At 49.8% G+C, this 15161-nt stretch carries 13 protein-coding genes and 4 tRNA genes; 7 read left to right on the forward strand and 10 right to left on the reverse strand.

From position 1 onward, the window contains the following. Positions 1 to 109 precede the first annotated feature (109 nt). Positions 110 to 1540 (forward strand): PTS glucose transporter subunit IIBC, encoded by a 1431-nt coding sequence (ptsG, locus tag BZG14_RS12225; RefSeq protein ID WP_077487021.1) that lies wholly within the window; start codon positions 110 to 112, stop codon positions 1538 to 1540. A gap of 59 nt (positions 1541 to 1599) precedes the next feature. Here ptsG and BZG14_RS12230 read toward each other — a convergent pair whose 3' ends face one another. The 3 genes from BZG14_RS12230 to BZG14_RS12240 form a co-directional block, all read right to left on the reverse strand. Next, complete coding sequence (locus tag BZG14_RS12230; RefSeq protein ID WP_077487020.1) at positions 1600 to 2508, reverse strand: lysine exporter LysO family protein; 909 nt, start codon at positions 2506 to 2508, stop codon at positions 1600 to 1602. 110 nt (positions 2509 to 2618) lie between these two features. Beyond that, positions 2619 to 3542, reverse strand: coding sequence for an HDOD domain-containing protein (locus tag BZG14_RS12235; RefSeq protein WP_077487019.1), 924 nt, complete (start codon positions 3540 to 3542; stop codon positions 2619 to 2621). Positions 3543 to 3677: 135 nt separating this feature from the next. After that, positions 3678 to 4265 carry an LON peptidase substrate-binding domain-containing protein gene (locus tag BZG14_RS12240; protein ID WP_077487018.1) on the reverse strand — a complete coding sequence of 196 codons (588 nt, stop codon included), beginning with the start codon at positions 4263 to 4265 and terminating at the stop codon, positions 3678 to 3680. Between the two features lie 301 nt (positions 4266 to 4566). On the opposite strand from BZG14_RS12240, the gene BZG14_RS12245 reads away from it, so the two are divergent. The 5 genes from BZG14_RS12245 to BZG14_RS12265 all read left to right on the forward strand — a co-directional run bounded on the left by BZG14_RS12245 (position 4567) and on the right by BZG14_RS12265 (position 5972). Then, positions 4567 to 5154 (forward strand): TfoX/Sxy family DNA transformation protein, encoded by a 588-nt coding sequence (locus BZG14_RS12245; RefSeq protein ID WP_077458642.1) that lies wholly within the window; start codon positions 4567 to 4569, stop codon positions 5152 to 5154. 238 nt (positions 5155 to 5392) lie between these two features. Then, positions 5393 to 5466 (forward strand) — tRNA-Cys (locus BZG14_RS12250). Positions 5467 to 5491: 25 nt separating this feature from the next. Next, positions 5492 to 5568, forward strand: a tRNA-Met gene (locus BZG14_RS12255). A gap of 202 nt (positions 5569 to 5770) precedes the next feature. Continuing rightward, positions 5771 to 5846: transfer RNA gene (locus BZG14_RS12260), tRNA-Gly, on the forward strand. A 39-nt stretch (positions 5847 to 5885) separates the two neighbouring features. Next, positions 5886 to 5972: transfer RNA gene (locus BZG14_RS12265), tRNA-Leu, on the forward strand. Positions 5973 to 6029: 57 nt separating this feature from the next. Here BZG14_RS12265 and BZG14_RS12270 read toward each other — a convergent pair. The 7 genes from BZG14_RS12270 to BZG14_RS12300 form a co-directional block, all read right to left on the reverse strand. Then, positions 6030 to 6215 carry a hypothetical protein gene (locus BZG14_RS12270; RefSeq protein ID WP_077487017.1) on the reverse strand — a complete coding sequence of 62 codons (186 nt, stop codon included), beginning with the start codon at positions 6213 to 6215 and terminating at the stop codon, positions 6030 to 6032. A 155-nt stretch (positions 6216 to 6370) separates the two neighbouring features. Further along, positions 6371 to 6592: a FeoC-like transcriptional regulator gene (locus BZG14_RS12275; protein WP_069362228.1), complete on the reverse strand. Its 222-nt coding sequence runs from the start codon at positions 6590 to 6592 to the stop codon at positions 6371 to 6373. After that, on the reverse strand, positions 6543 to 8870 hold the full coding sequence (gene feoB, locus BZG14_RS12280) for a ferrous iron transport protein B (protein ID WP_077608856.1): 2328 nt from the start codon (positions 8868 to 8870) through the stop codon (positions 6543 to 6545). Before feoB ends, BZG14_RS12275 begins: the two co-directional genes overlap by 50 nt. Beyond that, complete coding sequence (locus BZG14_RS12285; protein WP_069362230.1) at positions 8870 to 9097, reverse strand: FeoA family protein; 228 nt, start codon at positions 9095 to 9097, stop codon at positions 8870 to 8872. The genes feoB and BZG14_RS12285 overlap by 1 nt, the downstream gene beginning before the upstream one ends. A gap of 223 nt (positions 9098 to 9320) precedes the next feature. Further along, a complete protein-coding gene (locus BZG14_RS12290) occupies positions 9321 to 11693 on the reverse strand; it encodes a Lon protease family protein (RefSeq protein ID WP_077608857.1) in 2373 nt (790 codons plus the stop codon). Positions 11694 to 11866: 173 nt separating this feature from the next. Continuing rightward, positions 11867 to 12877: a low-specificity L-threonine aldolase gene (gene ltaE, locus BZG14_RS12295; protein WP_069362232.1), complete on the reverse strand. Its 1011-nt coding sequence runs from the start codon at positions 12875 to 12877 to the stop codon at positions 11867 to 11869. Positions 12878 to 13045: 168 nt separating this feature from the next. Further along, positions 13046 to 14089 carry an ABC transporter substrate-binding protein gene (locus tag BZG14_RS12300; protein ID WP_077487014.1) on the reverse strand — a complete coding sequence of 348 codons (1044 nt, stop codon included), beginning with the start codon at positions 14087 to 14089 and terminating at the stop codon, positions 13046 to 13048. A 296-nt stretch (positions 14090 to 14385) separates the two neighbouring features. On the opposite strand from BZG14_RS12300, the gene BZG14_RS12305 reads away from it, so the two are divergent. After that, on the forward strand, positions 14386 to 15161 hold a 776-nt coding region (locus tag BZG14_RS12305), incomplete at its 3' end, for an NAD(P)/FAD-dependent oxidoreductase (RefSeq protein ID WP_131825186.1).

The following is a 15161-nucleotide window of genomic DNA, read 5'->3' on the forward strand; positions in this document are numbered from 1 at the left end:
AATCGTTTGTTCTCTGGGCACCTGTTGTATCGTGCGACCTCTCGCGGGGGAATCGAAAGGTCTGTCTTCAGAGACACATTGTTAAACGTCCTTGTCAGGAGCAAGAACTATGTCAAAAAACCTCTTTGCTAACCTGCAAAAAGTCGGTAAGGCGCTGATGCTTCCAGTATCTGTGCTTCCGGTCGCAGGTATACTTTTGGGTGTTGGTGCAGCCAACTTTAGCTGGATGCCAGATATTGTTTCACACATGATGGAACAAGCTGGTGGGTCTGTATTTGGTCAAATGGCCTTGCTGTTTGCCGTCGGTGTGGCGCTAGGCTTCACCAATAACGATGGTGTATCCGGTCTGTCTGCCATTGTCGGTTACGGCATCATGGTGGCGACACTGGATGTCATGGCACCAGTCATGGGCGCTGAAGAAATCAAGACAGGTGTGCTTGGTGGTATTCTCGCCGGTGGTGTCGCGGCGTGGACGTTTAACCGCTTCTACACGATTCAACTGCCTGACTACCTTGGCTTCTTTGCCGGTAAGCGGTCGGTGCCAATCATCACCGGTTTCATTTCTATCGCGCTTGGTGTGATCCTTTCTGTTATCTGGCCACCAATCGGCAGTGGTATCGCTACCTTCTCTCACTGGGCCGCCGAACAAAACCCTGTGACCGCATTTGGTATCTATGGTGTGGTAGAGCGTGCACTTATCCCATTCGGTCTACACCACATCTGGAACGTGCCTTTCTTCTATGAAGCGGGTAGCTGTGTGAACAACGACGGCGAGCAAGTAAACGGCATCATGACCTGTTTCTTGACCGCTAACGATGCAACGCGTGAAGCGGGCAACGGCTTTGGTCAGCTGGCAGGCGGTTATTTGTTCAAAATGTTTGGTCTACCTGCGGCGGCATTTGCTATCGCACACTCTGCCAAACCAGAAAACCGTGCCAAAATCATGGGTATCATGGCATCTGGTGCATTGACCTCATTCTTGACCGGTATCACTGAACCTATCGAGTTCTCGTTCCTGTTCATCGCGCCAGTACTGTATGGTATCCACGCCATTATGGCGGGTGCAGCGTATGTGCTGACTAACGCACTGGGCGTTGTTCACGGCCATACTTTCTCGAACGGCTTTATCGATTTCATCGTGCAAATGCCACGTGCTGAGAACGTGATAACGCTGGTGCTACTTGGCCTTGGTTATGCGGTTCTTTACTACATCGTGTTCCGTGTGGTGATTCGCGCCCTTGACCTGAAAACGCCTGGACGTGAAGACGAGACGGTCGCTGACGTATCAACCGCGACAGGCTCTGAACTTGCTGGCGACCTGGTAGCGGCATTCGGTGGTAAAGATAACATCACTGGTCTTGATGCGTGTATCACTCGCCTACGTGTCTCAGTGGCTGACACTGAAATTGTTGACCAAGACAAGCTTAAGCAGCTAGGTGCAGCGGGCGTGGTTGTGGTATCAGGTGGCGTACAAGCTATCTTTGGTACCAAGTCAGACAACCTGCGTACTGAAATGGATAACTGGATGCGCAGCCAATAATTGCATGCGCTAAACCAGCAAATATGAAAAGGGGTAGCATCTTGCTACCCCTTTTTTCTTTAGTTGGCACCGAGTGAGAGAAAGAACAACATCAAAACAGGGACTAATAAACTGAGAATAAACCCGCTGACAATGGCAATCGGTACACAACGAATACCCCCAGTGCTTTGAATGATCGGCAAGGTGAAATCCATTGCAGTGGCACCACCATATCCAATTGCGGTGAGCGGGTAGCGTCGGATTAATATTGGAATAATCATAATCGCCATTAGCTCTCGTGCGAGCTCGAGAATAAATGATGCTCCGCCGTAAACCGGTCCCAGTCCGTCGCCCATCAAGATCCCCGCCAATGAGTACCAGCCAAATCCAGAGGCCATCGCTAAACCGTGATGATAGGGAATATCTAACCACCATGCCGCCAGCAAGCCACCGGGCAAGGAGGTAGCGACAACGAGAGCGGCAATCATCAGTCCACTTTTATTGAGGATGATTTGCTTAAGCGTCATGCCACTGTTACGCAACTGAATGCCAATCAGTAAGAGCAACAGTAATAAAATCCCTTCGCTGGCCGTATCGACCCAAGACAGATCGTGATTGAGCAATAGCCCTACGACTAAGCCAACGGCCACAGCGGCAATCAGTTTACCGGACTCTGACATCATGGTACTGAGGGTCAGCTTATGTTGGTGTCCATGGGTCTCGGTTGGGAAGAGCTTATCGAGAACAGGCAGGGCAAGCAGATTGGCCGCGCCAATGCAAATAAAGAAAGTGGCCGCGAAATACAAAATGGTGGAAATATGTTGCCCGAGGTTATCTAAGCCTGCGAGGCTTAAGCCCATCAGCACTAAAATGACCATCACTAGCCGCATCGTCAGGGTATTGACGGCGTTGAGGTAGCGCACCTGCTTAATGGGGATTAAATAGCCGATAATAAGCGGCGAGAAGATGAGTAGCATCCCTGAAAACATCTGATTGTGCTCGGTGTTAAGAAAGTAGAGCTTGAGGTTATCAACCGGTTAATAGGTGGGTCAATAAAATCAGACAAGGGTGGTGAAAGGGAAGACCACCCTGGTTTGTGTCAGATACTGCTTGCGTCCATGACTTGGTGTAGCTGGCGCGAGAACTCTTTGTCGTCGAGGCTGGATAGCTCATATAACGCTTCTGCGCCAGGCGCAGTGATTTCCACCTCATGATCCTCTATCGCGTCATCTTGATTGCGAAACATTAATAAGTGATTTGCCATTCTCGCGATATCTAAATAGGTGATATCGGGGCGTGGCTTGGTGTAAAGCTTGTTGTTGATGGCGACTTCGATAAAGTCACGGTCAAACTGCCATTGTTTGAGCACAAGACGACTGCAGTCGCCCGCCAGTGAAAAGAAGACGCGCTCGGCAATGTCAAATTTTAGATAGTGGCCCTGATTCATAAAGCGTTGGAACTCGCCTATCACGCTGTATAAGCCAATATCCGCAAGCAAACCCACTATCAGTGCTTTTTCGGGTTCCACTGAAAGCGGCTCATCACAGTAGTTCCTGACTCTTTGCGTCACCAATGCCATCGCAGCGGCAAGCTCCCGGGATTTTTGCGCACTTTTTTTCAATAGCGCGTTGCAGGCCTTGGAAAATGAGGCATCACTCTTAAGTTGATAGACGGCCGCGGCGGTGATGATCCCTAAAACGCGATCAACGCCAAGTCGAGAGACGGCGGTTTGAACATCTTTGCACTGGCCTGTCGCGCGAGGCGCGAACAAAGCAGAATTCGCGGCGTTAAGCACGGCCCCACATAAACTCGGATCTTCCAGTAAGAGATTGGCAATATCCCGCATGGTGGTATCCGATCGCTTACTGGCCTGTTGTATTGATAGAACGGCATCCGGTAAAGGGGGGAGGGAGAGACGATTGACGCGGATGCTTTCGACGGCGCGCTTATAAAACTCGGTTTCTAGGGAACGTAAGTACTTATCACGATCCGGTGAGACCCAAAAAAATGAAAGATGATCCATAAGTCCTGATAGTATTTGTCAGCAGCCTGCATAGTAATGGGACGCAGAATAAAAGAGAACCGCCTTTATCTCAATCGGTGAGCCTGCTGGCGTCTTTGATGATAATTTATACAACTCCCTTCATCTGTCGCTGACTTAGTCGTCGTCAATAAGCGGATACCGCAATAATTTATCAATAAACTCGGCCACCAATAAGGCAGTCGGCTGGGACAGTAGAAGCTGTTTCTGCTTCACTTCGATAGGAAGTAACTCCAACCAGCGAAGACAGACCCAGCCAATGTCATCGTACTGCGTTAACTGGAAGTGTTCGTGGCGTGTCGGATTCGAGCGATAATATTGCTGCAGCTTTTCACTCAGATAGAGGTAGTGGTCGGGAACTGTGTGGCGTTGCCATTTCGGTAACGGCGTATAATGCGCCATATTGACGTCACCTTCACCCGCGTCGATCGCAGTCACCTTGACACTTTCAATCCCTTGTAACGTCAACGCAATTTCATGCGCACCATGACGGTTGAAGTCTGCAATCTCGCAAAGCGTGACGATAGGAGAAATCGTGTGCGGCCGCTGCTGACCTTCATCCTCATTTTTCATCGCGACCAAAAGGCGAGGTGGTTCGCCTGCCTGTTGGAGCATTTGTAAGTAACATGACTCAGACAGCACATAGCTGTGCAATCCCCCAGGCAATAAATGACTTGCTTCTATTAACAGCGGGTGTCTCGACATGTCGGCTCCCTGACTATTCGCCTATCACTCTCAATTTAGCGCACTCGTAACGATGAGTTAAGCATAGATGCATCGAAGACTTTATTTAACAACGAAAAGATGTCTGCAGTAAATGCGACAAAAACCACACTAAATGAAAGGACTGTTTAATGATAAGTGATCAGATGCATAGTATTTGATTGCCATTTGATGCAACCTCCTCCCGTTAAAATAATCATGCACATTGACTAAATTGTCAGTCATGTCTATGGGCCGGCTGACGGCTGGATATGAACATCTATTCGCTGAAGGAGAGTTTTTGATGGCGAAGCAATTTGAAGCCCAATTAATGCGTTTTCTGGATAGTTATGGGGAAATGGAGCAACGCTCTATGTTTGGTGGTATTGGCTTTTTCTGTCGAGAGGCGATGTTTGCGCTGCTTACCGGAAAGCATGTTTATCTACGAGGGGGAGGCCAACTCACCGACAAGTTGATCGCTAAAGGGTGTGATAAATTTGTTCATGTGAAGAAAAGCACCTCAGCGGTGGTTAACTATTATGATGTGACCGCACTCTACTTAGGTCATGATCCTGATTTGCCTGCGATGATTGAGCAGTCGTTACAGCGTGCGATCAAAGATAAAGCGCAGAAAGTATCGGCATCCAGTCTTCGGCTGCGGGATTTACCCAACTTACGTCTAACTATTGAAAGGATGTTAAAAAAGTCGGGTGTAAAGGACGTATCAACGTTTTACAGCATGGCGCCGCAAGAAATGTTTCGTCGAGTGCAAATGACACACGGTAAAGATATCGATATCAATCTACTTTGGAAGCTCGCGGGTGCGCAGCAAGGTCGTCATTGGGAACTGATTGAAAAAGACGAACGCGAACGCCTGCTCGCGGATGTCTAGGTGAATCACTAGTGTAGGTAGGTGCCAGCCCTGATCAATCGGGCTGGCATTATTGTCAATGTTGCGTTCGTCGCTACGTTGATCGGCCTTTTGTGTGCTCACTTAGCGCCGAGAGAATAGTGAAATGTTATGTTTGGATAAATAATCGTCGGTTAAACGCTAAAATGATAATTTTTTCGTGACAGGTGAAAAAACTTATGTAGAATTCAAACCACTTAGCCGAGAGGTGAAGCGCCAAGGCGCGTTGGCAGAGTGGCTATGCAGCGGATTGCAAATCCGTGGACCTCGGTTCGACTCCGGGACGCGCCTCCATGAACTCTGGCTAAAACAATACGGACGCGGGATGGAGCAGTTTGGTAGCTCGTCGGGCTCATAACCCGAAGGTCGGTGGTTCAAATCCGCCTCCCGCAACCAACTTTAGGTTGCTGAAGAAGCACTTAACGATTGATAATAAGTCAATACGACCTTCGGTCGGTGCCGTTGCACGGCGCGTTAAATCCGCCTCCCGCAACCAATTTTAGGTTGCTGAAGAAGCGCTTAACGATTGATAATAAGTCAATACGACCTTCGGTCGGTGCCGTTGCACGGCGCGTTAAATCCGCCTCCCGCAACCAAAGCGACATTAGCTCAGCTGGTAGAGCGCGACCTTGCCAAGGTCGAGGTCACGAGTTCGAACCTCGTATGTCGCTCCAAATATAAAACAGTGGCGAAAGCGGCTGAAAAGATTGCGTGCCCTGGTGGTGGAATTGGTAGACACAAGGGATTTAAAATCCCTCGGCGTTCGCGCTGTGCCGGTTCAAGTCCGGCCCGGGGCACCATTAATGAACAAGACGGCGACCTTTAGGGTCGCCGTTTTTGTATATTTTGTTCCGCGCTCAGTCTGCACGTTGTGCTTCACCATTTTGCAGAAAATAGACCGCACTCCGCGTTGAATTTACACCGCGAGCCTCGATATCGTCCATTTCGGTTGGCTCCGTCACCCCAATATGATTTTTAAGCACTTGCTCACCAGAGCCGGGCTGGTACTGTGCCTCGCTTGATTGGGTTTGATAACGACTCATGGCTTACACCCTCACATCGCTCTCTTTTTATCATAGAACAGCGTGCTCAAGGAGGTATAGTGAGGTGCATCAACGTTAGGGGAGGACGAGAGAAGACGGTAGGTAATAAAAAGGCAGCTTAAAAGCTGCCTAGTAAAATGGCGATGGCTACGATGCTATATAATGCTGAAGCATTGTATTTCATTCTGATGTGCCAAACGGTAGTGGATATCTTGCGGATCCTTACGCCCCGATTGTCGAATAACCACCCCGCGTTTGACCCAGGTTGCCATCATGGCGTCGATTCCATCAGGACTGATCCCGTATTGGTTGGCGAGGTCGAGGCGACTAATGACACCCGCCTGAATGACACTGGCTTTGAGCTTTTGCAGGATCATAGTAGGTCTCCTTAAACCAATGGGGATGTTTGCCGACATAGCGCATGAGTGCTACCACGACAATCAGTAAGGCACAAAGGCCAGTGATGTAGAGTGTGGCTGGCGTGGTGGCGACACTCAACTGACTGAATTGGTAGCATAGCGTGGCACCGCTTACCGCTAGCAGCATTGACCAGCTCGCCACAAACAGGGCAAACCGGCGACCAAACTCACGTGTGTAGGCACCTAGAGCGGCAACACATGGGGTATAAAGCAGGATAACAATAAGATAAGCCATTACGCTGGCGGTGCTGGTGAATTGACGGTGCAGATTATCAAACGTTGTCATACTGACTTCTTGGGCTTGTGCGGCGGCTTCGGTGTTTTCAATCTCACCGACGTCAATAGCCAATGGGTCGGTATAATCAATGCCAAATAAGTTTTCCGGAATGCTCTGAACCGCTTCGACCAGCGCTTCTCCCAGTGTGGCTTCTTCTTCCGCTTCTTCGCTGGGCGCATAAAGGTTATTCAAGGTGCCGACCACCGCCTCTTTGGCAAACAGACCCGTCACCAACCCGACAGTAGCGGGCCAATTATCCTCTTCAATCCCGATAGGTGATAGGGCCGGCGTGATCACTTGTGCTGTTTTCGACAGGACGGAAGACTCGCTGTCTTCGTGTCCGAACGACCCATCGGTGCCTAGAGAGTTAAAGAAGGTCAGAATGGTTACCACGATAACAATGGTTTTACCGGCACCCAGAACAAATCGACGCAGTTTTTGCCAGGTATTGCTCATCACATGGCGCACACGCGGCAGTTCGTAGTCTGGAAGTGTCATCAGCAGGCTTTCACTATGCCCTGGATAAAGGGTATGACGCAGTATCAGGCCGGTGATGATCGCAGCAATAATGCCAAGTAAGTAGAGGCCGAAAACAAGGTTTTGACCATTTTGTGGGAAAAACGCCGCGGCAAAGAGGGCGTATACCGGAAGGCGGGCGCCACAGGACATAAATGTCGCCATCGCGGCCGCGGTTTTGCGCTCGTGAACCTGTTCTAATGTGCGCGTTGCCATCACGGCAGGAACGGTACAGCCAAAGCCGAGGATCAAGGGCACAAAGGCTTTGCCCGGTAACCCCATTTTTTGCATTAAACCGTCTAATAAAAAGGCGGCACGTGCCATGTAACCTGTGCTTTCTAATACCGTTAAAAATAGGTACAAGCCTGCAATAACAGGAATAAAGGTGGCAACGGTTTGAATACCTCCTCCGAGGCCATCGGCGAGAATAGTGACAATCGCCGTCGGCAGTATGCCGTCAAGAAGCTGATGGGTACCATCGACAAGTACCGCGCCGGCGGCAATATCGAAAAAATCGATAAAGGCGCCGCCAATGTTGATGGCAAATACAAACATCGCATAGAGGACAGCAAGCAAAATAGGCAGTGATAAAAAGGGGTTGAGAAGGACCTTATCTAACTTTTCGGTATTATTGCGACTGAGGTGGCGAAGCTCGCGGCGAGCCTGGTGAACCATGTCACGAATCGCACTGTAGCGCGTATCCGCAATAGCGATGTCAGTATCTAAGTCTGAAAGGGCTTGGTTTGCGATCGTAAACTGCTGCTGGTCAGCCTCGGTGCTACCATCAGGCAAGCGGCCCCGCTCCAAGCACTCAAGCAGGTGCGCGCGTTGATTCACTTGTGCAGCGGCTGCATGAAGAAAACGGGCGCCAAGCTGGCTTTGAATCCAGTTCTCTAATGCCGCACCGTAGTTCAGATACATTGCCTCACAAACGGGTAAATGGGTGGCCAGGTGGGCGAGTTGGTGGCGCAATGTGTCGACGGTCGCTGGCTGGCATGCGGTGACGGTTAACACGGGACAACCCAGCATCGTTTGTAATTTGGCGGTGTCGAGTTGTTGACCATTACGATCAAGCAAATCCATTTTGTTAATTACCACCACCATAGGAACACCGCGTTCACGCAGTTGAAGGGTGAGGTATAGACCGCGCTCTAGGCAATTGGCGTCTAAGACATTAATAATAAAATCGTTTTCGCCGCTATCGATGGCGTAAGTGGCAATTTGCTCATCAATACTGGCGTCAAAGCCTGCGTTTAGGGCATAAAGGCCGGGTAAATCGGTGAGTTCACACTCGGTGTTGTCGAGGCTCAGCGTACCGACTTTTTTGTCGACAGTGACGCCCGCCCAATTTCCGACTTTTTGTTGTGAGCCGGTGAGCGCATTAAATAAGGTAGTTTTCCCGCAGTTTGGGTTGCCTGCAAGTACAATGCGGCGTGAACTCATCAGATTACCTCCACATCAATCAGTTTGGCGACTTCGCGACGTACGATCAGTTGTTCACTGTCGAGGCGGATCTGAAGTGGATCACCCAATGGCGCGCGCCTGACAAGCTCAACGCCGGTGCCTGGAATCACACCCATGACCGCGAGACGATGACGAACAGACGCGGGCACATGATGGACACTGGTAATACGCGCGGATTGGCCGCGACCAAGTGTGGACAGTTTCATAGTGCAAGATCCAAATAAGAATGGTTTTCATTGCATATTACGCTTAAAAACGGCTCTGTTTTTTGCGTAGGATCAAGTTAAGCGGCGAGTGGAGAGCGTGAGATGTGTCACAACAAAGTAAAAGGTTGATATGGCGAATGATATGTAAGTGCCGCGAAAAAGCCGGAATAAAAAAGCGGCCGATTGGCCGCATTCAGTATTGAGTTAGGCTGATGGGTGTCGATTATTTTTGGGGTTGATGTGCCGCTCGCTGTTGATTCAGTTTGTCGATCGCGATGGCTAACAGTCCAGACCCGTTATCACAGTCAGGGCCAAAGCCTGCGGCCTGTCCCGCTAATAAAGCCAGGGCGTCACTGACATGTGAGACGGCATAGACGTGAAACTCGCCTTTTTCTACCGCCAGTACCACATCTTTGCGGAGCATCAGGTTTTGGACATTGGCAGTAGGAATGATCACCCCCTGGGTGCTGCTGGGGCCTTTTAGGGTGCACACATCAAAAAAGCCTTCGATTTTTTCATTGACCCCACCAATGGGTTGCGCTTCACCGAACTGATTCATCGACCCCGTAATGGCAATGTCTTGTCGAAGTGGGACATCCGTGATCGCAGAAAAAATCGCGCAGAACTCGGCCATGGAAGCGCTATCGCCATCCACACCGCCGTATGATTGCTCAAAGGTAAGATGGGTTTTGAGTGGGATGGTGTCCGTTTTTCCTAATAAATTCGCCAAGTACGCCGATAAGATCATCACCCCTTTGGAGTGAATACGGCCGCCGAGTTTGACACTTCGCTCGATATCCAGCACTTCTCCTTCCCCAAACGCCGTGGTCGCGGTGATGCGGTTGGGTAAGCCAAAGCTGTAATCCGATGTGCTCAGCACCGACAGGCCATTGATTTGACCCAGCGCCGTGCCGTGCGTGTTGATAAGTGTGACGCCGTTTTCCACATTCTGCATCATGCTGTCACGCAAGCGGCTCACGCGCATATTGCGGCTGGCGAGCGCTTTTTCTACATGCAGGGCACCAATACTGTTTGCGTTAGCGTGATTCGCCCAATAATTAGACTCGCGCAACAGGTTAGCAATATCGGCGGAGTGCAATGATAAGCGGTTTTGATCCTCGGCTTGTCGCGCACTGTGCTCAATAATACGCGCAATGGCGCTGCGACTGCAGTGGAGCAAATGGCTGTCATGAATAATGCTTGAAATGAACTTGGCGTATTGCTGCTCGGTGCTCTCTGTGCGCGGCATGTCATCTTCAAAATCCGCGGTGACCCGAAACAGCTCAATAAACTCCGCATCGTAGCGTTGGAGTAGCTGATAGGTTTGGTAGTCGCCAAACAAAATGATTTTAACATCCAGAGGAATCGGCGCCGGATCGAGAGACACGGTCCCGCTTAAGGTCACTTCTCGCTCCAGAGCGCTCACACTCAACTGGCGGCTACTGAGAGCGCGTTTAATACCATCCCATACATAGGGCTTCTCGAGGACTTTAATGGCATCCATCAGTAATACGCCGCCATTGGCGCGGTGAAGGCTGCCTGAACGAATCAATGAAAAGTCGGTAAACACCGTGCCTTTAAACGTGGCATTCTCAACATATCCGAACAGATTGTGGTAGCTAGGGCTATCCTCAACCACGATCGGCGCTTGTGCGTCATTTTGACTGACTAACACATTGACTTGGTAGCGGCGAGGGAGTTTTTTATCCAGCGCCGCATACGCAAGTGCAGCTTGCTCCTCACTGTCTTCAAGGAAAATATCAAGGTGCTCGAGCATGTCAGCTTGCATGGCGTCTAAAAAGGCTAAAATGTCAGGCAAGTCAGCAAACTGTTTTTTAAGCGGTGCCATTTGGGTGGCGATGACGTCTTGGGCGATATCCTCGTCCAGCGCTTTTTGCTTTTCCGCGTACTCAGACTCCCATTCGCCAAGTTGGCGAACAACACCTCGCAGTTCCGTCTCCAACTTATCGATGACTTTGCCAAAGGCCATCTGCTCGTCTTGTGAGAGAGCGTCAAAGGTCTCCTCGGTATGAGGCTCCTCGCCGTTTAAGGCCACAAATTGGTAATCACCCTGAGGCGTGATGGTCAAACTCACACTGTTTTTCTCTGCCGTGTCACTCAAGCCTTGAAGCACACTTTGCTGGCGCTCTGTGAGTTGGTTTTTGAGTGTTTCTGCCCGCTGGTAATACATTTCGTTGTCAAACGCCATGGGCAGGGCGTTGGCCAATTTGCCCATCAGTTGCTCAATGTGCTTTTTGAGTTCACTGCCTTTACCCGCAGGCAACTTCAATACTTCTGGTGCGCGCGCCTCTTGAAAATTAGCGACATAACACCAGTCATAAACCGGTGACTCACTTTGCCAGTGTTGGTTGAGGTAGCGCATCATCATGGTGCGTTTGCCCAGTCCATTTTGGCCAATGGCATAGATGTTGTAGCCCTTCTCTTTGATGGACATCGCGAACTCAACCGCATGACGAGCACGATCTTGGCCGACAATCTCGTCAAGTGGCGCAAGGTGTTTGGTTGAAGTGATGTCACTGTGCTTTAAGCTGGACTCACGGTATAAACGATCGCTTTTTAGCGGAGTGATAGCCATAGCGCTTCCCATATTGGCATTGTGTCGGTGATTATTTCAGTGTAGCGGCTGTAAGTGATTGTTTTAGTGACCTTGGTGGAGAAAGCTGTGATGGGGTCACAGTTTTGAGTTGTCTGATGATTTTGTGTACAAAACGGGCCACTAGGCCCGGTGCGATCGTACGTTGGAACGGTTTAGTGAGAGGCCTTAATCGCGGCGATCAGGGTATCGATATCTGCGCGGCAGATGTCTTTGTGTGTTACCAAACGGGCTGGTTTGCCAGACAGAGAGACGCGGATCTCTTTTTCCATCAGCCGCATTTGCAAGCGTGTATGATTGATTGTTTCGGCCACATCGACATAAACGATGTTGGTTTGCACAGGATAGCCGCTAGTGGAAAAGCCGTTCAGTTTTTCCAGCTCACTGGCGAGGTAATGCGCATTCGCATGATCCTCCGCCAAGCGTTCTACGTTTTCGGTCAGTGCTTTATAGCCAGCAACCGCCAATATGCCCGCTTGACGCATGCCGCCACCGAGCATTTTACGAATACGCCGGGCTTTACTGATCAGGGCTTTCGAGCCGAGTAGCAGTGAGCCGACAGGTGCGCCTAATCCTTTGGATAGACAAATTGTCATCGAGTCAAAGTGACAACTGATCGCCTTAATGTCCACTTCTAGTGCGACAGCCGCGTTGTAAACCCTTGCGCCGTCAAGGTGTAGCTGTAGTTGATGTTGGTCGCAAAATGTTCGCGCCTTGGCTAAATAGGACAGAGGTAAGACTTTACCACCTATGGTATTTTCCAAGCTCAGTAGCTTAGTGCGGGCAAAATGAAAGTCATCGGGCTTGATAGCCGCCGCGATTTTATCGAAAGACAAGGTCCCATCTGGCTCATTTTCAATGGGCTGGGGTTGAATCGAGCCCAATACGGCCGCACCGCCTGCTTCATATTTGTAATTGTGCGCTTGCTGACCACACACATACTCATCACCGCGCTCGCAATGCGCCATCAGGGCCAATAAATTAGCTTGGGTTCCCGAGGTGGTAAAAAGTGCAGCTTCAAAACCGTGTCGTTCAGCCGCCCATGTTTCCAGCGCGTTAATGCTTGGGTCGTCGCCATACACATCATCGCCGACAGGGGCGTTAGCCATGGCGTCTCGCATAGATGCATCGGGTTGGGTCACGGTGTCAGAGCGAAAGTCAATCATGGAATAACGTCCTTGTCGTCAGTGATTTAAGTGAATTAATGCGTGTTTACGTCTGAGCATAGCAAAAACCTATTGACTAAAAATAGTGACAAGCGTGAGATATTGACTTAGGTAATAAAAAAGGCCTCGTATGAGGCCTTGGGGAGAATTGTTATCACAGACGCGCGATTAGCTTTTCAACATCTGCCAGTATTTTTGATAGATTTTCACCGCTTCGCCGACATCATTGGTGAACTCACCTTTGTTCACCGCTTCATCGGATGGGAAGATGGTGCTGTTCTCTTTTAGCTCGGCCTCTAAGTACTCAGCCGCGTTGGTGTTCGGGGCTGGATAGCCAAATTCTTCCACCAGTTTCGCCTGATTTTCAGGGCGATACATAAAATCGATAAACTGGTGTGCCAAGGTCTTGTGTTCGGCGTTTTTGGGGATGATAAAGTTATCCATCCATAAGATCGCCCCTTCTTGTGGGTAGACGAACTCAATGCCTTCGATTTCTTGTTGCGCCATGTAAGCATTACCGTTCCATTGTTGGCCAATGCTCACTTCACCGGTTACAAATGGCACATGCGGTGCATCAGAGTTATACACCACCACGTTGTCGCGCAACTCACGGAGGTATTCATAGGCTTGCTTAATTTCAGCCTCTTCGGTGCTGTTAATGCTATGACCTTGTGCTTTCAACGCCATGCCAAACACATCACGCACATCATTCAAGAGCATGACTTGGCCGTTGAAGTCGTCGCGCCATAAGTCTGCCCACTTGGCCACTTTACTGCCATCGACATAATCACTGTTGTAGCTAATGCCAGTCACACCAAACACATACGGCAGCGAATAGCCATTATTTTTGTCAAAAGGTTGACCCAGTAGGCCTGGGCGCAGGTTGTCAAAATGACTGATTTGGCTCTTATCAATGTTGGCGAGCATTTCTTCATTGACCATTCGCTCAATGAAATAGGTCGAGGCAAATGCCAGATCGTAGCCTTCGCTATTCAGGAGTTTGAGCTTGGCATACATGGCTTCATTGCTCTCAAACGTCGAGTAATTGACGTCGACTTGATACTCCTCTTCGAACGCTTCAATCACGTCCATTGGCATGTATTCTGCCCAGTTATAGAGGTTGAGTACCTTATCGTCTGCATGAACGGCGCTTGCAAAGAGGGCTGAAAGCGCAAGTGTTGTGGCGGTGATTCCGTGAGACATTTTTTTCATTGTCATGATCCTTCAATGGCTGACTGGCCGAGTACACGTCGAGCGCATCATATTGTACTTGACCTTAGTGTCAACGAGTTTTTTTACCAACCTTGATAGGGGGCAATACCCTGCTAACGTTAGCATATCGGTTGCCATCTCCCCCAAATGGCCGGGTAAAGTGACGAGAATAATAGCTTGTCAGAGAGGGAGGACAGTGCCAGTATTTGCCGCCTCTGAGCCTGTGATGGCGCGAAACCAGACTGCTGGTTTTTAGTACTTTTTCTTTTTTGATAACAAGAGTAACCATTGAGAGCATGGTCAAAACGGTTCGACCTGATAATGACTTCAACGCGGCGACAAATTACTATGTTGCAACCCAAAACCAAACGCTGTCATTTCCTACATTGGCAGGCACACAAGAGGCAGATGTGTGTATTATTGGGGCGGGTTTAACGGGCCTGAACGCCGCCATTGAATTACGACAGCGTGGCTATAGTGTCACCGTTCTAGACGCACAAACAGTGGCATGGGGAGGGTCTGGCCGCAATGGTGGCCAGTGTCTCGTGGGGTATTGCCTTGGGCTGAGAGAAGTTGATGAAACCTATGGGCAAGCATGGGGCAAACAGTTGTGGGACTTATCGGTGGAAGCCGTTGATATCGTTGGCGAACGGATCCAGCATCACCAGATTGACTGTGATTTTCAACCGGGCTATATAGAGCTTGCTTTAAACGAAGCGCAACAAAAAGAGCTGCAAAGCTGGCATGCATTAAAGCAAGGGCGTTATCAATACCCAGACGCCCAGTGGTGGGATAAAGCGCAAGTGGCGGAGGTTGCAAATACTGACCGCTATTTAGGTGGATTATACGATCCGAATAGTGCGCACATTCACACGTTAAACTACACGCTAGGCCTCGCTCGTGCCGCGGCGCAAATGGGGGTGAAAATCTATGAGCACACTCCTGCTACACGTTTGGTCAAAGGGCAACCTCATGCGGTGATCACACCTCAAGGTCGAGTGAATACGCCCCGCGTTTTGCTTGCCTGTAACGCGTATCTAGAGGGTTTACACCGTCAATCACAAGCCAAGGT

The organism is Salinivibrio sp. IB282 (genome assembly GCF_001995685.1).
In the GTDB taxonomy this organism is placed as follows: domain Bacteria; phylum Pseudomonadota; class Gammaproteobacteria; order Enterobacterales; family Vibrionaceae; genus Salinivibrio; species Salinivibrio kushneri.